Source organism: Microbacterium croceum (genome assembly GCF_023091245.1).
GTDB lineage: Bacteria > Actinomycetota > Actinomycetes > Actinomycetales > Microbacteriaceae > Microbacterium > Microbacterium croceum.
In genome coordinates this window covers 332,670-346,766 of sequence record NZ_JAHWXN010000002.1, presented here as the reverse complement: position 1 = coordinate 346,766, position 14,097 = coordinate 332,670, and the positions used below count along the sequence as shown (strand labels likewise).

16 protein-coding genes are annotated in these 14,097 nt (G+C 69.1%); 12 read left to right on the top strand and 4 right to left on the bottom strand.

Annotated elements, in window-relative coordinates:
* Positions 1 to 70: 70 nt before the first annotated feature.
* Genes KZC51_RS15700 through ygfZ form a run of 4 tightly spaced genes read left to right on the top strand, consistent with a single transcriptional unit; the run spans position 71 to position 2,267 of the window.
* Positions 71 to 361, top strand: a complete 291-nt coding sequence (locus tag KZC51_RS15700) for a hypothetical protein (RefSeq protein ID WP_247630961.1) — start codon at positions 71 to 73, stop codon at positions 359 to 361.
* Entirely contained in the window at positions 358 to 525 is a 168-nt protein-coding gene (locus KZC51_RS15695; RefSeq protein ID WP_247631317.1) for a hypothetical protein, read from the top strand. The genes KZC51_RS15700 and KZC51_RS15695 overlap by 4 nt, the downstream gene beginning before the upstream one ends.
* 7 nt (positions 526 to 532) lie before the next feature.
* On the top strand, positions 533 to 1,135 hold the full coding sequence (locus KZC51_RS15690; RefSeq protein WP_247630960.1) for a heme-binding beta-barrel domain-containing protein: 603 nt from the start codon (positions 533 to 535) through the stop codon (positions 1,133 to 1,135).
* 1 nt (position 1,136) lies between these two features.
* The gene (gene ygfZ, locus KZC51_RS15685; protein ID WP_247630959.1) at positions 1,137 to 2,267 is read left to right on the top strand and encodes a CAF17-like 4Fe-4S cluster assembly/insertion protein YgfZ; all 1,131 of its coding nucleotides are present in this window, start codon (positions 1,137 to 1,139) and stop codon (positions 2,265 to 2,267) included.
* A gap of 15 nt (positions 2,268 to 2,282) precedes the next feature.
* Here ygfZ and KZC51_RS15680 read toward each other — a convergent pair whose 3' ends face one another.
* Positions 2,283 to 3,107 carry a class I SAM-dependent methyltransferase gene (locus KZC51_RS15680; protein WP_247630958.1) on the bottom strand — a complete coding sequence of 275 codons (825 nt, stop codon included), beginning with the start codon at positions 3,105 to 3,107 and terminating at the stop codon, positions 2,283 to 2,285.
* A 57-nt stretch (positions 3,108 to 3,164) separates the two neighbouring features.
* Between KZC51_RS15680 and KZC51_RS15675 the strand changes: the two genes are divergently transcribed.
* On the top strand, positions 3,165 to 3,914 hold the full coding sequence (locus tag KZC51_RS15675) for a phosphoglyceromutase (protein WP_247630957.1): 750 nt from the start codon (positions 3,165 to 3,167) through the stop codon (positions 3,912 to 3,914).
* A gap of 102 nt (positions 3,915 to 4,016) precedes the next feature.
* Here KZC51_RS15675 and phoU read toward each other — a convergent pair whose 3' ends face one another.
* Positions 4,017 to 4,715: a phosphate signaling complex protein PhoU gene (phoU, locus tag KZC51_RS15670; protein WP_247630956.1), complete on the bottom strand. Its 699-nt coding sequence runs from the start codon at positions 4,713 to 4,715 to the stop codon at positions 4,017 to 4,019.
* Positions 4,716 to 4,933: 218 nt separating this feature from the next.
* Between phoU and KZC51_RS15665 the strand changes: the two genes are divergently transcribed.
* Entirely contained in the window at positions 4,934 to 6,154 is a 1,221-nt protein-coding gene (locus tag KZC51_RS15665) for a sensor histidine kinase (protein WP_247630955.1), read from the top strand.
* Positions 6,151 to 6,834, top strand: a complete 684-nt coding sequence (locus KZC51_RS15660) for a response regulator (RefSeq protein ID WP_247630954.1) — start codon at positions 6,151 to 6,153, stop codon at positions 6,832 to 6,834. Before KZC51_RS15665 ends, KZC51_RS15660 begins: the two co-directional genes overlap by 4 nt.
* A gap of 77 nt (positions 6,835 to 6,911) precedes the next feature.
* Here the strand turns inward: KZC51_RS15660 and KZC51_RS15655 are convergent, their stop codons facing one another.
* Positions 6,912 to 7,382 carry a DNA modification methylase gene (locus KZC51_RS15655; protein WP_247630953.1) on the bottom strand — a complete coding sequence of 157 codons (471 nt, stop codon included), beginning with the start codon at positions 7,380 to 7,382 and terminating at the stop codon, positions 6,912 to 6,914.
* A 135-nt stretch (positions 7,383 to 7,517) separates the two neighbouring features.
* Here KZC51_RS15655 and KZC51_RS15650 point away from each other — a divergent pair, with 135 nt between their 5' ends.
* The 5 genes from KZC51_RS15650 (at position 7,518) to KZC51_RS15630 (ending at position 12,565) form a co-directional block, all read left to right on the top strand.
* Positions 7,518 to 8,000: a CarD family transcriptional regulator gene (locus tag KZC51_RS15650; protein WP_017201416.1), complete on the top strand. Its 483-nt coding sequence runs from the start codon at positions 7,518 to 7,520 to the stop codon at positions 7,998 to 8,000.
* A gap of 131 nt (positions 8,001 to 8,131) precedes the next feature.
* Positions 8,132 to 9,352, top strand: a complete 1,221-nt coding sequence (gene ispD / locus KZC51_RS15645; protein ID WP_281732198.1) for a 2-C-methyl-D-erythritol 4-phosphate cytidylyltransferase — start codon at positions 8,132 to 8,134, stop codon at positions 9,350 to 9,352.
* Between the two features lie 103 nt (positions 9,353 to 9,455).
* On the top strand, positions 9,456 to 10,859 hold the full coding sequence (cysS, locus tag KZC51_RS15640) for a cysteine--tRNA ligase (protein WP_247630951.1): 1,404 nt from the start codon (positions 9,456 to 9,458) through the stop codon (positions 10,857 to 10,859).
* Positions 10,852 to 11,859 (top strand): 23S rRNA (guanosine(2251)-2'-O)-methyltransferase RlmB, encoded by a 1,008-nt coding sequence (rlmB, locus tag KZC51_RS15635; RefSeq protein WP_247630950.1) that lies wholly within the window; start codon positions 10,852 to 10,854, stop codon positions 11,857 to 11,859. Before cysS ends, rlmB begins: the two co-directional genes overlap by 8 nt.
* Positions 11,860 to 11,923: 64 nt before the next feature.
* Positions 11,924 to 12,565: an NAD(P)-dependent oxidoreductase gene (locus KZC51_RS15630; RefSeq protein WP_247630949.1), complete on the top strand. Its 642-nt coding sequence runs from the start codon at positions 11,924 to 11,926 to the stop codon at positions 12,563 to 12,565.
* A 145-nt stretch (positions 12,566 to 12,710) separates the two neighbouring features.
* On the opposite strand, the gene KZC51_RS15625 is transcribed toward KZC51_RS15630, so the two are convergent.
* Positions 12,711 to 14,015, bottom strand: coding sequence for a DUF4032 domain-containing protein (locus KZC51_RS15625; RefSeq protein ID WP_247630948.1), 1,305 nt, complete (start codon positions 14,013 to 14,015; stop codon positions 12,711 to 12,713).
* Between the last annotated feature and the right edge of the window lie 82 nt (positions 14,016 to 14,097).

Sequence of the window (14,097 nt, the reverse complement as noted above, 5' to 3'; positions counted from 1 at the left end):
CACTCCTCACCGGCACCGGGTTGACGCCGTGCCGCCATGATACCGGGAGCGGATGCGCAACAATGGAGTCATGTCGGAACCAGCTCTCGCACCGCGTAACGCGCTCATCGGCGTGGTCGGGGTGTGGATCGCGGCCTTCCTCGCTGCCGTCGCGGTCGGGATCTTCGTCTCGGAGGAGTGGCGCGTCCCCTGGATGCTTGTCGCGTTCGGAGGAGTCGTGCTCCTCTCGTTCGCCGTGCAGCTCTGGTACGGACGCACCCAGGGGTTCATCTTCCGGGTCGCCGGCAGCGTCACCGGGGCGCTGATCCTGATGGGCTTGATCTCCGTCGGGTTCGGGATCGCGGCGCTGATCCCCGCGTGACCTCCGCCGCTCCGCTGACATCGTCGCCGGAGAGCGGTAATGTGGAGGCCATGGACCTCATCGCGCTCGAATTCTTCTTCATCGGCCTGTTGGGCCTGGCGAGCCTCGCGATCGTCTTCGTGTCCGCCGTGGTTCTGCGCAACCTCTTCCGCGGCCAGCGCTGATCGCATCGTGCTCGAACTGCCGACCGACCTCCCCGCAGACCTTGCCCCGCTCTCGTGGCTGATCGGCGTGTGGGAGGGCACGGGTGTCATCGACTTCCCCGTCGGTGACGAGCGATTGCAGGGGGAGTTCGCGCATCGCGTGAGCTTCAGCCATGACGGCGGGCCGTTCCTGAACTACTCCAGCACCGCCACGCTTCTCGGTGAAGACGGGGAGCAGTCGCTCCCGCTGGTCTCCGAGATCGGCTTCTGGCGTCTCTCTCGTCCTGCCGGTGACGCCGACGCGGGCCCGGCGCTGCTTCCGCCGCAGGCCGTGGCTGCTCCGCGCACGGTCGACGACGTAGAAGAGCTGCGTGGCGACAACGGCGCCTTCCCCATCGAGGTCTCGCTCGCGCATTCCGACGGAATGCTGGAGCTGTACCTGGGCGAGATCAAGGGGCCGCGCATCGACATGGCTTCCGATGCGATCGTCCGCGGTGCCGGCGGCAAGGACTACGGTGCCGCCACCCGGATCTACGGTCTCGTCGACGGTCACCTGCTGTGGGCGTGGGACATCGCCGCCCTGGGGACTCCGCTGCGCTCGCACGCGTCCGCGCGCCTGGCGAAGGTCTGACATGAGCGCCTTCTCCGGCATTCCCGGTGCCGTCTCCGACGACGCGGGCATCGCCCACTTCGGAGATCCGTTCCGCGAGCAGCGCTGTCTCGCTGCCGGCACCGCCATCGCGCCCCTCGACGACCGTGCCGTGATCGAGGTCGCCGGCCCGGAGCGGTTGAGCTGGCTCGACTCCATCACCTCGCAGGCGGTGGGGCGTCTCGCCCCCGGCGAGAGCACCGAGCTCCTGGTGCTCGATCCGCAGGGCCGCGTGGAGCACGCCGCCGGAGTGATGGATGACGGATCCTCGACCTGGCTGATCGCCGACGCGGGTGATGCCGATGCCCTGGCCTCGTGGTTGACGCGGATGAAGTTCCGCACGCAGGCGACGGTCGAACGTCGCACCGACCTGACGCTGGTCGGATTCGTCGACGGCGCCTCGGCCGCGGCGACGGTCGTGGCGGCCGCGCTCGCGACGAACGGGACGCCGCTCGTCTGGGCGGATCCGTGGCAGCACGTCACGGCGGGCGGTCACCAGTACGCCGAGATCTCCGAACATCCGGGCGCGGCGCTCGCCTGGCGTGTCGGCATCCTCACGAACGCTGAGGCGTCGACGCTCGCGGACTCGCTCGATCCGGAGGCGGCAGCCGGACTGCTCGCGGCCGAAGCGCTGCGCATCGCCGCCTGGCGTCCGCGGTGGGCTGCCGAGGTCGATGAGAGGTCGCTGCCGCACGAGTCTGACTGGCTCCGCAGCGCCGTGCATCTGAACAAGGGCTGCTACCGCGGCCAGGAGACCGTCGCGAAGGTGCACAACCTCGGCCATCCGCCCCGCCGGCTCGCCGCGCTGCAGCTCGACGGCAGTGATGCGGTGCTGCCTCCGGCCGGGTCGCCCGTGTTCGCCGGCGACGACGAGGTCGGGCACATCACGTCTGCCGCGCGGCACCACGAGGACGGTCCGATCGCGCTCGCGATCCTGTCGCGTCGGACACCGGTGGGTGACCTCACGGTGCGGGCCGACGGCATCGACATCGCGGCGGCCCAGCAGGTCATCGTGCCGGCGGATGCCGGTGCCACCGCCGACATCCCTCGGCTCACCCGACTCTCGCGTCGTCCGGCGGCACCGGACCCCCGCACCACGACCGGCGGTCGCTGAGCGGTTCCGCCCCTGTCAGCGCAGAGGCGCCACTGCATCCCACGGCAGCGTGAGCTCGCCCAGACGCCAGCGTGTGCGACCGCCGAGGATCGGCCAGCCCTGTGCTCGCAGCGCCGTCACCGCGGCGAGGAACCGCTGCGTCGCCCCGAACGTCGACAGCGACGCCGCCCGATCCCACTCGCGGTCGAGATCGACGAGCAGCGCATGGATGCGCTCTCCGGCGACGTTGCGATGGATCAGTGCCTTCGGCAGGCGCTCGGCGACGATGCTCGGCTGCTCGAGCTCGGCGAGCCGCAGCGAGAGCGTGAACCGCACCGGGGTGCCGTCCGTCCGCACATCGATCCAGGTGGAGACGCGCCCGATCTCGTCGCAGGTGCCTTCGATGAGGAGGCCGCCCGGTGCCAGACGTGCGGCGACCGTCTGCCAGGCGTCGGCCACATCCGCCTCGTCGTATTGGCGCAGCACGTTCATGGCGCGGATGACGGCGGCGCGGCGACCGGCCGGCAGCGGCACCTCGAACCCGCCGCGTGCGAACGAGACGGGCAGGTCGGAAGCGAACGGAGTGCGGCCGGCGCGCACCTCCTCCAGCTGCGCGGTGGCCGTGGCGACGCGGACAGGGTCGATCTCGAGGCCGCGCACCTCGGCGTCCGGCCGGACGGCGCGCAGCCTGGTCGCGAGCTCGAACGCCGTGACACCGCTCGCGCCGTAGCCGAGGTCGATCACCAGCGGGTCGGTGGCGCGCCGGAACGCCTCGCTCGCGGCGATCCACCGATCATTGCGCCGCAGCCGGTTGGTCCCGGTCGTGCCGCGCGTCGGACGACCCAGGGGAGATGACGCCATGCGTCAATCCTTCCAGCACGCGAGCGAGCGCGGGACCGCCACGGATAAACTGGCGGCATGACTGCGACGCGCACCCTCATCCTGCTCCGCCACGGCCGGAGCGAGTGGAACGAACTGAACCTCTTCACCGGTTGGGTGGATGTCCGCCTCAACGAGCAGGGCAGGAACGAGGCCCGCCGTGGCGGCGAGCTGCTGGCCGAGGCCGGCATCCTGCCCGACGTGCTGCACACCTCGCTGCTCAGCCGCGCCATCCAGACCGCCAACATCGCGCTCGACGCGGCCGACCGCCTGTGGATCCCCGTGACGCGCTCCTGGCGTCTGAACGAGCGCCACTACGGCGCCCTGCAGGGCAAGGACAAGGCGCAGACGCTCGAGGAGTTCGGCCCGGAGCAGTTCCAGCTGTGGCGCCGCTCGTTCGACGTGCCGCCGCCCGTGCTCGACGACGACAGCGAGTTCAGCCAGGTCCACGACGTCCGGTACGCCGACATCGACGGCGAGGTGCCCCGCACCGAGTCGCTCAAGCTGGTCATCGACCGTCTCCTGCCCTACTGGGACAGCGCGATCGTGCCCGACCTCGAAGCCGGCAAGACCGTGCTCGTCACCGCACACGGCAACTCGCTGCGCGGCCTCGTGAAGCACCTCGAGGGCATCAGCGACGATGACATCGCCGAGCTCAACATCCCCACCGGCATCCCGCTCGTCTACGAGCTGGACGAGAACAACGTGCCCACCGGCCCCGGCCGCTACCTCGACCCCGAGGCCGCCGCCGCCGGTGCCGCCGCGGTCGCCGCGCAGGGCAAGAAGTAGGCGGCGTCGGCTCAGTCGAAGCCTCGCTCACAGACGAAGCCCCTCCCGATCCGTGTGGATCAGGAGGGGCTTCGTCACGCAGAGGGAGCGGCAGTGGAGGGGTCAGGCGTGCCCGAGCTCCTGCTGCTGCTCGACGGCGAGGGCGATGTCCTCCTCGTCGACCTGCCAGTCGCCTGTCGCGAGGTACACGACCTTCTTGGCGACGGCGACCGCGTGGTCGGCGAAACGCTCGTGGTAGCGGCTGGCCAGGGTCGCGTCGACGGTCGCGGTCGCTTCGCCCTTCCAGTTGTCGCTGAGCACCTTGTCGAAGACGTTCACGTGGAGCTCGTCGACATCGTCATCGGAGTTGCGGATGGCATCCGCCAGGCGCAGATCCTGCGTGCGCAGCAGCTCGCTGAGGGTCCGGGCGATCTCGACGTCCAGCTCGCCCATGCGCTTGAACGTGCTCTTGAGCCCCTTCGGGATGGCGCGCTCGGGGAAGCGGAGACGTGCGAGCTGCGCGATGTGCTCGGACATGTCGCCCATGCGCTCGAGGGAAGCGCTCACCCGCAGCGCGCTGACGACGATGCGCAGGTCGCGCGCAACCGGCTGCTGTCGCGCGAGGATCTCGATCGCCTGCTCGTCGAGCGCGACAGCCAGCTCATCGATCTTCGCGTCGTCGGCGATCACCTCTTCGGCCAGCGCGACGTCGCTCGTGGCGAAGGCGCGGGTGGCCTTGTCGATCGAGACCGTGACGAGGTCGGCGATCTCCACGAGGCGGTTCTGCAGGTCCTCGAGGGACTGGTGGAAGACTTCGCGCATGTTGGGGCGCAACCTTTCATTCGAATCTCGACTGTGTGTCAGCGCGAGACGGCGGGTCGTCCGCACGAGAGCAGCTCTGCACTCCCGCACAGGCCCGATGCGATTGTGTGCCCCGAAGGTTAACGAACGGTGCCCAGCACGTGAATAGTACTTCTCTCCTTGCCGCAGGGGCGGGGAAACCCGCCGGAGTGCAGGTGAACGCACTCTACGCTGGTGTCATGACCCTGCCGCAGATCGCGCTGATCGCACTCGCCGTGGGCGTGCTGATCGGAGTAGGGTTCTCGCTCCTGATCGTGTGGGCGTACCGGGCAAGGGCGAAGGTCGAACTGGAGACGTCGACCACCGTGCCGGACGGGATGACCGACGTGCTCGACAGCATGGACGATGCCGCCTGCGTCGTCGACTCCTCCGGGCTGGTCCTGGCCGGATCGCACGCGGCTGCGCGTTTCGGCATCGAGGTCGGGGCGACGCTCGATAATCCCGAGCTGCGGCAGCTCGTGCGCAGCGTCAGGGCCGTGGGCGGTACGAAGACGGAGACGCTGCGCATCACGCGCGGCGGGCTCAGCCTCGACCCTCGCCTCGTCTCGGCGCGGGCGAGTGTGATCGGTGCACGGATGGCGCTCGTCATCATCCGCGACATCACCGAGCAGGAGCGCCTCGATCAGATGCGCCGCGACTTCGTGGCGAACACGAGCCACGAGCTCAAGACGCCGGTCGGAGCGGTGAGCCTGCTCGCCGAGGCCATCGAATCCGCCGCGGACGACCCCGCCCAGGTGCGGATCTTCGCCGCCCGCATCTCCGCAGAGGCGGGGCGTCTCGGCCAGCTCACCGGACGCATCATGAGCCTGTCGCGCCTCCAGGCCGATGACGGCCTCACCGACGTCGACCCCGTGTCCATCGACGAAGTGATCGCGGCATCCATCGAAGCCCACGTCGTGCAGGCCGATTCCGCCGGCGTCGATCTCACGCGTGGAGGCGACCGCGGTGCCTGGGTGCGCGGCGACGCGCAGATCCTGATCGAAGCGATCGGCAACCTCGTGGCCAATGCGATCGTGTACTCCCCGCGGGGGTCCCGCGTCGGAGTCGGAGTGAAGGCGGATGGCGGCGTGGTCGAGATCGCGGTCTCCGATCAGGGCATCGGGATCTCCGAGGCCGACCGCGAGCGCATCTTCGAACGGTTCTACCGGGCAGATGAGGCACGCTCCCGCCGCACCGGCGGCACGGGACTCGGCCTCTCGATCGTCAAGCACGCCACCCAACGTCACGGCGGCGAGGTGCGGCTGTGGTCGCGGCCCGGACGCGGCTCCACGTTCACGGTCCGCCTCCCGCAGATCGACGCCCCCGTGATCGAAGACACGGGCAAGAAGCGCAAGAAGAAACGCGCGCGCAAGGCGGACAAGTCCGCGGGTGCACGCGTGCGAAACGGAGAGAAAGCATGACCCGCATCCTTCTCGTCGAAGACGAGCCCGACCTCGCCGACCCGCTGGCGTACCTGCTGCGCCGTGAGGGATACGAGGTGGAGATCGCCGAGGACGGGCCGGGGGCGCTCTCGGCGTTCCGTGAGCGCGGAGCCGACATCGTGCTGCTCGACCTGATGCTGCCGGGGATGCCCGGTACCGAGGTGTGCCGGCAGATCCGCTCGACCTCCGCCGTGCCGATCATCATGCTCACGGCCAAGGACTCCGAGGTCGACATCGTCGTGGGGCTCGAGCTCGGCGCCGACGACTACATCACCAAGCCCTACTCCTCGCGCGAGCTGCTGGCCCGGATGCGAGCGGTGCTGCGGCGGGTCGTGCAGGCCGACAGCGAGCTCGACGAGCGGGTGCTGGACGGTGGACGGGTGTCGCTCGACATCGATCGCCACACGGTGTCCGTCGCAGGATCGGTCATCAACATGCCGCTGAAGGAGTTCGAGCTCCTCGAGGTGCTGATGCGCAACTCGGGCCGTGTGCTCACGCGGGGCCAGCTGATCGACCGGGTGTGGGGGAGCGACTACTTCGGCGACACGAAGACGCTCGACGTGCACATCAAACGCATCCGCTCGCGGATCGAGGAGAACCCCGGCGAGCCGGTCATGCTCGTGACCGTGCGCGGACTCGGCTATCGGTTCGAGGGCTGAGCGCTGACGCGCCGATGGCTGAGGCCGGGCACCCCCAGGGGATGCCCGGCCTCAGCCATCGGTGGTCGTGGTGCGGATCAGTCGTCGGAAGGAACGAGATCGGCGTAGTACGGCAGCGAGCCGTCGAGCACGGGCACCTGCGTCTTGACCCCGATGGAGTCGCCCGACTGGAAGTGCATCTCGATCGTGGAGCCGGGCTTCGCGTTCAGGCCGACGATGCGCAGCGGTTCGGCGTCTGCGCCGAAGCTCACGCGGTCACCGGCGGGGACCGTCTCGGTGAAGTCGTTGCCCGCGACGCTGATCGTCAGTGTCGCCCGTTCTTCTGTGGGGTTGACGACCGCGGCGATGAAGTTGCCGACGGAGCCGTCTTCGTTCGCGACGATGAATGCGTTGCGCACTGCGAGGGGACCGTCTTCGTCGGAGATGTTCACGCCGTCAGAGCCGGAGTATTCGATCTTCGTCGACTGCGGCGTGATGAACGTGCAGCCGGTCGCGCCGAGAAGAACGAGGGCGCTGATGGCGGCAGACGCAACAAGGCGCGATTTCACGGGTCCTCCTGAGGTCCGACGGGGTGTCCGCATCCATTCTACGGGTATGCGCCAGGCGTATCGGAGACGTGGGGGCGCGAACCTTAGCGCATCTTGCCTGTGGTATCCTTGAGGTTGCCGAAAGGACACGTTTTTATGCTTTTTGAGGTTGGCGAAACAGTCGTCTATCCCCACCATGGCGCTGCGACCATCATCGAGGTCAAGGAGCGCATCATCAAGGGTGAGGCGAAGAAGTACCTGAAGCTCAACGTCACCCAGGGTGATCTGATCATCGAGGTGCCCGCGGAGAATGTCGACCTGGTCGGCGTGCGCGACGTGATCGGCAAGGAGGGCCTCGACCATGTGTTCGAGGTGCTGCGTGCGCCGTTCACCGAGGAGCCCACCAACTGGTCCCGTCGTTACAAGGCGAACCTCGAGAAGCTCGCCTCCGGCGATGTCATCAAGGTCAGCGAGGTCGTCCGCGACCTGTGGCGCCGTGACCAGGACCGCGGTCTCTCCGCTGGTGAGAAGCGGATGCTGGCGAAGGCTCGTCAGATCTTGATCTCCGAGCTCGCGCTCGCTGAGAAGACCGATGAGGACAAGGCGGGCGCTCTGCTCGACGAGGTACTGGCTTCCTGAATCTGTGAGCGGCCCTGTCGCGATGAATGACGGGCCGTGACGAAGGGGCGGATGCAGCTCGCATCCGCCCCTTCGTCGTTCCCGCGAGACGGTGCGTCGTCCCCGTGAGACGGTAGCGTGAGGGGGTGACCATGCTCCCCGTTCCGGACACCGCGATCATCGTCGTCGCCGCCGGCTCCGGCACTCGCCTGGATGCCGGAGCGCCCAAGGCCCTCGTCGGCATCGACAGCCGCTCGATCCTGCGCCATGCCCTCGACGGTGTCTTCGCTGCGGCTCCCGCCCAGGTGATCGTCGTGGCCCCTGCCGGCTTCGAGGGTGATGTCGAGACCGAGGCGCGCGAGGCGGCCGGTGACCGCGTGGACCTCGTGCGGGTCGTGACCGGCGGATCGACCCGCCAGCAGTCCGTCTCGGCGGGGCTCGCGGCGCTGTGGGGCGACATCGCCACGGTCCTGGTGCACGATGCCGCCCGCGCGCTCACACCGCCGGCGCAGATCGACGCGGTCGTTGCCGCCGTCACCTCTGAGGTGGGCGTGATCCCTGCACTGCCGGTGGTGGACACTCTGAAGCGCGTCGATGGCGACGCCGTGATCGGTGCCGTGGACCGGTCGGAGCTCGCGGCGGCCCAGACCCCGCAGGGGTTCCCGCGCGCTCTCCTCGAGTCGGCGTATGCGGCGGCGCTGTCATCCCGCGTCGAGTACACCGATGATGCGGCTCTGTTCGCCGCCGCCGGTCACCTCGTGCGCCACATCGACGGTTCGGCTCGCGCGTTCAAGATCACGACCCCCTCCGACCTCGAGCGCGCCCGCCACCTGCTGGCGGAGGCGGCTGAGGTGCATTCCGCTCCAGCTCCTCACACGCGAGGCGGCCTGCCCCTGATCGGTATCGGCACCGACGTGCACGCGTTCGGTGGCGAGGGGGATCTCTGGTTGGCCGGACTCGAATGGCCGGGGGAGCCGGCGCTCTCCGGCCATTCCGACGGTGATGCCGTTGCGCACGCGATCGTGGATGCCCTGCTCGGCGCCGCCGGACTCGGCGACATCGGACAGCACTTCGGCACCGCGCATCCGGAGTACGCGGGGGCTCACGCCGCGGTGTTCCTCGCGCGAACCCGGCAGCTGCTCTCGGAGGCGGGCTTCGCGATCGGCAACGTGTCGGCGCAGTTCCAGGGCAACCGTCCACGGTTCAGCGCACGGCGGGCCGAGGCGGAAGAGGCGCTGTCCGCGGCGCTCGGGGGAGCCCCCGTCTCGATCACGGCCACGACGACGGACGGACTCGGCTTCCCCGGTCGCGGCGAGGGGATCTCGGTCACCGCGGTCGCGTTGGTGGTGCCGGACGGTTCACGGAACATGTGACGGATCGCGGAGCTTTTCCCCCGATCGGTCCGTGATTCGTCACATGCTCCGGGATTCGTCGCCTGACGGCTGCTGCTCAGCCGTCCCCCAGTAAGCTTGAGCGGTGACACTCCGCCTCCACGACACCCGCGCGCAGCAACTGCGCGACTTCGTGCCACTCGACCCCGAGAACGTCACCATGTACGTCTGCGGTCCGACGGTGCAGTCGGGGCCGCACATCGGACACGTCAGGGCGGCGTTGAGCTTCGATCTGCTGCGCCGGTGGCTGGAGTACCGCTACGGCCGCGTCACCTTCGTGCGCAACGTGACCGACATCGACGACAAGGTGCTCGCGAACGCCACCGCGACCGAACCGTGGTGGGCGCTGGCCTACCGGATCGAGCAGGAGTTCACCGCGGCGTATGCCGGCATCGGCATCCTCCCCCCGACCTATGAACCCCGTGCGACGGCGTCGATCCCGCAGATGCAGGAGCTGATCGGCACGCTCATCGAGCGCGGCCACGCGTATCCTGCAGCGGATGGATCGGGAGACGTGTACTTCGACGTGCGCTCGTGGAGCGAGTATGGTGCGCTCACCCACCAGTCGGTCGACGCCATGGAGGCCGCAGAGGATGCGGACCCCCGCGGCAAGCGGAACCCGCAGGACTTCGCCCTCTGGAAGGGCGCGAAGGCCGACGAGCCCGCCGACGCCAGCTGGTCGTCTCCGTGGGGCGCCGGTCGCCCCGGCTGGCACATCGAGTGCTCGGCGATGGCGAAGCGCTACCTCGGCAGCGCGTTCGACATCCACGGGGGAGGGCTCGATCTGCGCTTCCCGCACCACGAGAACGAACTCGCGCAGTCGACCGCGGCCGGCGACGGATTCGCCCAGTACTGGGTGCACAACGGCCTCGTCACAGTGAACGGCCAGAAGATGTCGAAGTCGCTCGGGAACTTCACCCTCGCCGCCGACGTGCTCTCGGAGCGCGATCCCCTCGTGGTGCGCTATGCCCTCGCCGCGGCGCACTACCGGTCCAGCCTCGACCTGACCGCGTCGTCGTGGGACGAGGCGGATGCCGCGCTCGGCCGCATCGGCACGTTCGTCGCGCGGGTACGCCGAACTCTTCCCGGCGCGCCGGAGGAGCAGGGGATCGGCGTGGTCCCCGAGGCCTTCGCCACCGCGATGGATGATGATCTCGGCGTGCCGCAGGCTCTCGCGGTCCTGCACGAAACTGTGCGCCGCGGCAACTCGGCGATCGACGCGGGCGATCAAGATCAGGCATGGGTCGCATTCGTCGAGGTGGACGCGATGGTGCGTGTGCTCGGTCTCGACGCGCTCATGAGCAGCGGCGGAGATCTCGCCGAACACAGGACCCTGGACGCACTCGTCCAGACGATGATCGGCCAGCGCGCGCAGGCGCGAGCCGACAAGGACTGGACGACCGCCGATCGGATCCGCGATGCCATCGCGGCGGCCGGCATCGTCCTCGAAGACACCGCAGACGGAACTCATTGGAGTATTGATGGTTAAGCCAGGGCGCCCCGGCGCAAGCAACGGCAAGAAGAAGGGCCCTACCAAGGGCACCGGCGGACTCGGACGCAAGGCGCTCGAAGGCCGCGGCCCCACCCCGAAGGCGGAGGACCGCGCCTGGCACCCCGCCGGCAAGCGCAAGGCTGCAGCCGAGCGCTACGCCGCCGCGACGGGCGGCAAAGGCCGTCCCGGTGGCAGCAGGCCGGGCTCCGGTGGCGGCGGCAACCGTGCGCCGAAGGCGAAGGCCGGGGATGACACCGAGAACGTCACGGGTCGCAACTCGGTGCTCGAAGCCCTGCGCGCGAAGATCCCGGCGACGGCGTTCTACATCGCGCAGCGCGTCGAGATGGATGACCGCGTGAAGGAGATGCTGTCGATCGCCACGCACCGGGGCATCCCGGTGATGGAGGTCACGCGTCCGGAGCTCGACCGCATGGCCGGCTTCGACGGCGTGCACCAGGGCGTCGCGATCAAGGTGCCGCCGTACGAGTACGCGCACCCGCAGGACCTGCTCGAACAGGTCATCGACCGCGGCCAGGTGCCGCTGTTCGTCGCGCTCGACGGCATCACCGACCCCCGCAACCTCGGAGCCATCATCCGCTCCACCGCGGCCTTCGGTGGCCACGGCATCATCCTGCCGCAGCGTCGTTCGGCCGGGGTGAACTCCGCCGCCTGGAAGACCAGCGCCGGAGCGGTCGCGCGGACGCCCGTCGCTCTCGCGACCAACCTCACCACGCAGCTCAAGGAGTTCAAGAAGCAGGGCGTGTTCGTGCTCGGGCTCGATGGTGACGGCGACATCGCCCTTCCCGCCCTCCAGCTGGCCGACCGCCCCGTCGTGATCGTGGTCGGCTCTGAGGGCAAGGGGTTGTCGCGTCTGGTCGCCGAAACCTGCGACCAGATCGTCTCGATCCCGATCTCCGCGGCCACCGAGTCGCTGAACGCGGGCATCGCGACCTCCGTCGCGCTGTACCAGGTGGCGACGCTCCGCGCCGCGAAGTAGCACCACCGCACGTCCGAATCGCTGTGATCTGAACCGCCGCACGTCTGAACAGAGGAGTAACCGCATGGCTCGCATCGTCGTCCTCGGAGGAACCGGCTACGCCGGTCGTCACATCGTCTCGGAGGCGGTGTCACGGGGTCATGGGGTGATCGCCCTCTCCCGGTCCGAGCCGAAGGATCCGGTCGCCGGAGCCGTCTACCTGCAGGGCTCGGCGCTGGATCTCGACTCGCTCGCGCAGGCCTTCGATGGCGCGGACGCTGTCGTCTCCGCGCTGTCGCCCCGTGGCGACATGGAGAACAGGGTGCTCGAGGCGCTGGGCGACCTCGCCGCCCGGCTCACCGGCACCGAGACGCGCCTCGGTGTGATCGGCGGTGCCGGCGGCAGCCTCGTCGCCCCAGGTGGCCCTCGCCTGTTCGACCTGGACTTTCCCGAGGAGTACAAGCACGAGGCGCAGGTCGGCATCGACTCGCTCGCTCTGCTCGAGGGCACGGATGCCGGTCTCGACTGGTTCTTCGTGCACCCGGCAGAGGTGTTCGGTCCGTGGGCCGAGGGCGAGCGCACCGGCCACTACCGCGACGGCGGCGACGTGCTCGTGCGTGACGACGAGGGCAAGTCGTACATCTCCGGCGCCGACTTCGCTGTCGCGGTGGTCGACGAGATCGAGCAGGGCAACCACCACCGCGAGCGCTTCACGGTCGGCTACTGAGCCTCGCTGCGGTGGGCGCGCGTTCCGTCGGATGCCCACTGCACGGGATCGTGCCGAGTGCACGGGGTGCCGACACACGGACGCCGTGCACTCGGTGGAAACCCGTGCACTCGGCGCTCAGCGCGCAACCCGCGGCATGCCGCGCTCAGACGAGGTCGCGCCAGTCGACCTCGTCGTCGTCATCCGCGACCGGTGTCGCACCGGTGATCACGGGCAGGCTCATGGTCTCGGTCGGCGGTCCCATGATGGTGGCCTCGTCGCGGCGATGGCGCAGCACCTCGTTGATGTAGCTCGTGAGCACCTCGGCGAGCGGCACCGAGCGCCCATGCGCCTGTGACAGGTACCACCGGTGCTCCAGTACCTGGTGGAAGACCTCCGCCGGCTCCAGCTTGGCCCGCAGCTCGTAGGGGATGGCGCGGACCACCGGCTCGAACACGCGCGTGAGCCACTCGTGCGCGTACATCTCCTCGTCGGCCCACTGCTTGGTCGAGCGCGCGCGGAACTCGTCGAGGTCGTTCAGCAGACGCCGGGCCTGGTTCTCCTCGACATCCAGTCCCGTCAGGCGGATGAGGCGGCGCTGGTGATGGCCGGCATCCACGACCTTGGGCTGGATCTCGACGACGGTACCGTCGGCCGTGGTCGACATGGACATCTCGTCGATGTCGAAGCCGAGGGCGTTCAGACGTTCGACGCGCTCGGTGATCCGCCAGGTCTCGGCGGACGAGAACGACTCCTGGGCGGTGAGCTCGGCCCACAGCGAGCGGTACGACGAGACGATGCCGTCGGCGATCGCGATCGCATCGACGCCGTGCTCCAGCCGTCCGCCGGCGGCGAGGTCCATGATCTCCCCGGCGATGTTCGTGCGGGCGAGGTCGAGATCGTAGGCGCGCTGCCCGTCGGTCAGCCCCTCCTCATGCAGCTCGCCGGTCTCGGCATCGACCAGGTAGGCGGCGAAGGCGCCCGCGTCACGACGGAACAGGGTGTTCGACAGCGAGACGTCGCCCCAGTAGAAGCCCACGTTATGCAACCGCACGAGCAGCAGGGCGAGGGCGTCGACGAGCCGGTTGGCGGTGTCGGGGCGCAGCACGCGGGTGAACAGCGCACGGTACGGCATCGAGAAGCGCAGGTGCGCCGTGACCAGGGCGGCGGGGAGCGCTTCGCCGTCGGCATCCGTGCGTCCGGCGATCACCGCGACGCGATCGACGCAGGGCACATCGAGGCGGGCCAGGTTGCCGAGCATGTCGTACTCCCGCTGCGCCATCTCTGCCGTGGTCTCCTTCACGGCGATCACGCGGCCGGAGAGATCGGCGAACCGCACCAGGTGACGCGAGAGGCCTTTGGGGAGGGACACGATGTGTTCGGACGGCCACTTTGCGAGCGTCGTGGACCAGGGGAGGGAGAGCAGTCCTGGATCGATCGTGCTGGCGGTGATCCGCAGCGAATCCTGCATGGCGCTCCCGGAGAGATGAGTGGGCGAAAAGAGACGCGGCGCAGGCGACCGAAGTCAGCCTGCGCCGCGTCTGTGGAACCGA